Raw genomic sequence first — 2,398 nt, 5'->3', positions numbered from 1 at the left:
GACCTGCGGCTACGGTGTCTGTTTTGCCGAAGCTGACTTTGGTCGTAGCGACCACCGCATCTGGCTGAATTGGGGTGGCTTTTTCGAAGCTGCCAAAACCCCAGCCGAGCAGGGTTCGTGTTTGGTCCGCGCGCGCCTGCGCGCTGTGGGTGTTGAGGACGACCGTGATCAGACGCATGTCGTTGCGCTTGGACGAGGTGACCAGGCAGTAGCCCGCTTCGGAGGTATGGCCGGTTTTCAGGCCATCTACGCTGGGGTCTGTGTAGAGCAAGGCGTTGCGGTTGCCTTGCTTGATGCCGTTGTATTTGAACTCGCGTTCTGCGTAGATGGGGTGGAAGTCAGCACCGTCTTGGATGATGGCGCGGGCCAAGATGGCCAGGTCGCGTGCCGACGATTTGTGCGCCGGGTCGGGCAGGCCGGTGGGGTTCACGAACGTCGTGTGAGTCATGCCCAAACGCTGGGCTTCGGCGTTCATCAGTTTGGAAAAGCCTTCTTCAGAGCCTGCCATGTGTTCGGCAATGGCCTTGGACGCATCATTGCCCGACTGGATGATGATGCCGCGCAAAAGGTCGATGACGGTGGCTTGGCCGCCCAGCGGCAGATACATGCACGATTCGGCGCTGGAGCCTCGGCACCAAGCGTTCTGACTGACGGTGACCAAGTCGGTTGGTTTGAGTTTCCCTGATCGCAAACCCTGCTCGACGAGGTAGCTGGTCATCATCTTGGTGAGAGACGCCGGAGGCAATGCCTCGTCTGCGTTGGCCGAGGCGAGCACTTGGCCGGAGTCATAGTCCATCAGCAGCCATGCTTTGGCGGGCAAGGCTGGCGGGTTGGCCGCCAAGGTGGTGTCAGCCGACAGCAGTGGCAGCGCATTCAAGGCGGCCACCGCTTTTCTGGGGGCTGAAGTCTTCTTGGTGTTCGAAGCTTTTTTGGTCGCCGCCCCTTTTTTATGCGGCGCAGTTTTGGGGTGTGCCGTGGCTTTTTTGTGGGCCGCAGGCTTGGTGGTCTTGTTGTCTGCAGCGAACGCGGCGGGGCTGGGGCTCAAAACACCGGCGGCGATGGACAAGAACAAGGGAAGAAGGAAGGCGGTTTTGGCTTGCATGGTGTTCTCAGTCGGGGTTTTGATTGTCACCGATCGAACCGCCCATGCCGCACGCGGCTTGAAAATTTGTCCCGGTGAAAGCGCGGCTGTGTGGCGGCATTGTGGTCGTTTGTGTTCAATGGTTCTCATTCAATTGCATATGCAATGGTTGCAGATACAATAAAAAAATGAACGAGACTTCCAGTCCTCTTTCCAGCCCCGCGGGGTGCACCAACCTCAAGCTGCGGCAGTTCATGCGGCGCGTGTCACAGCACTACGACGTGCAGTTGGCCAAGGTGGGCTTGAAGACGACCCAGTATTCCTTGCTCGCTTACATCGCCAAGTTGGGGCCCATTGGTCAAACCGAGTTGGCAAGCCACATCAAAATGGGCACGTCCACGCTGTCGCGCAACCTCAAACCTTTGGTGGTCGCGCAGTGGGTGGTGGTGTCGTCGGGCCCCGACGCCCGTAGTCGCCTGGTGAGCCTGACTGAGGCGGGCCGCCTCAAGCGCATTGAGGCGCAGCGCCGATGGCGTGTGGCGCAAGACGACATTCACCGCATGCTCGGCACCGACAAGGTCGCGCAGTTGCACGACTTGATTGACACTTCCATGGCTTTGCTCGAACCCTTGGCCGATGTGGCCAGCGACGCGTGAATTCAACCCAACCCCTGAACGGAAACCCGATGAATTCACCCGCTGCAGCCAACCCTTTGCTGACCAGGCCGATCCTGCCCATTTTGTTGCGCTTTTCTTTGCCCAACATGGTGGCCATGCTGGCCACGGCGCTGGCGGCGATAGCCGAGACCAGTTATGTGGGGCATTTTGGTGCGCCTGCCTTGGCAGGCATGGCGTTGGTCTTTCCGTTTGTGATGCTGCAGACCATGATGTCGGCCGGGGCCATGGGCGGGGGCGTTTCGTCGGCCGTGAGCCGCGCATTGGGTGCGGGTGATGCGGCTCGCGCCAATGTGTTGGCGGTGCATGCCTTGTGGATCGGCATCTCGATGGGCGTGGTGTTCATGTTGGTGATGACCTTGTGGGGTTCGGCCTTCATGTCGGGCCTGGGTGGTCGGGGTGAGGCTTTGGCCCAAGCTGTGGCGTATGGCGAGGTGGCCTTCTTGGGCTCTGTGTTTGTGTGGGTTGTGAACACGTTGTCGTCGGTGATTCGGGGCAGCGGCAACATGTTGGTGCCCTCGGTCACGCTGTTTGCCGTGGCATTCGCGCAGGTGCTGTTGGGTGGTGCATTGGGCTTGGGCTGGGGGCCGCTGCCTGAGCTGGGCATGCGCGGCGTGGCGGCAGGCGGTGTTTTGGCCAATCT

Annotated in this window: 3 protein-coding genes; 2 read left to right on the top strand and 1 reads right to left on the bottom strand. The window is 60.3% G+C overall.

Features of this window, described 5'->3' with window-relative positions:
• On the bottom strand, positions 1-1,102 hold a 1,102-nt coding region (locus Q0341_RS03650), incomplete at its 3' end, for a D-alanyl-D-alanine carboxypeptidase family protein (protein WP_299510633.1).
• A gap of 167 nt (positions 1,103-1,269) precedes the next feature.
• Between Q0341_RS03650 and Q0341_RS03645 the strand changes: the two genes are divergently transcribed.
• Both Q0341_RS03645 and Q0341_RS03640 read left to right on the top strand, forming a co-directional pair.
• On the top strand, positions 1,270-1,737 hold the full coding sequence (locus Q0341_RS03645; RefSeq protein ID WP_299510631.1) for a MarR family winged helix-turn-helix transcriptional regulator: 468 nt from the start codon (positions 1,270-1,272) through the stop codon (positions 1,735-1,737).
• Positions 1,738-1,766: 29 nt separating this feature from the next.
• Positions 1,767-2,398: MATE family efflux transporter (locus Q0341_RS03640; protein ID WP_299510629.1), on the top strand; the 632-nt coding region annotated here is incomplete at its 3' end.

This window comes from uncultured Limnohabitans sp., assembly GCF_937889215.1.
In the GTDB taxonomy this organism is placed as follows: Bacteria; Pseudomonadota; Gammaproteobacteria; order Burkholderiales; family Burkholderiaceae_C; genus Limnohabitans_A.
The sequence above is the reverse complement of the archived record's forward strand: the minus strand, read 5'-3'. Positions and strand labels throughout refer to the sequence as shown.

Excerpts from the sequence above, each read along its gene's own strand:
- Q0341_RS03645 (WP_299510631.1), top strand. The coding sequence starts at position 1,270 with ATGAACGAGACTTCCAGTCCTCTTTCCAGCCCCGCGGGGTGCACCAAC.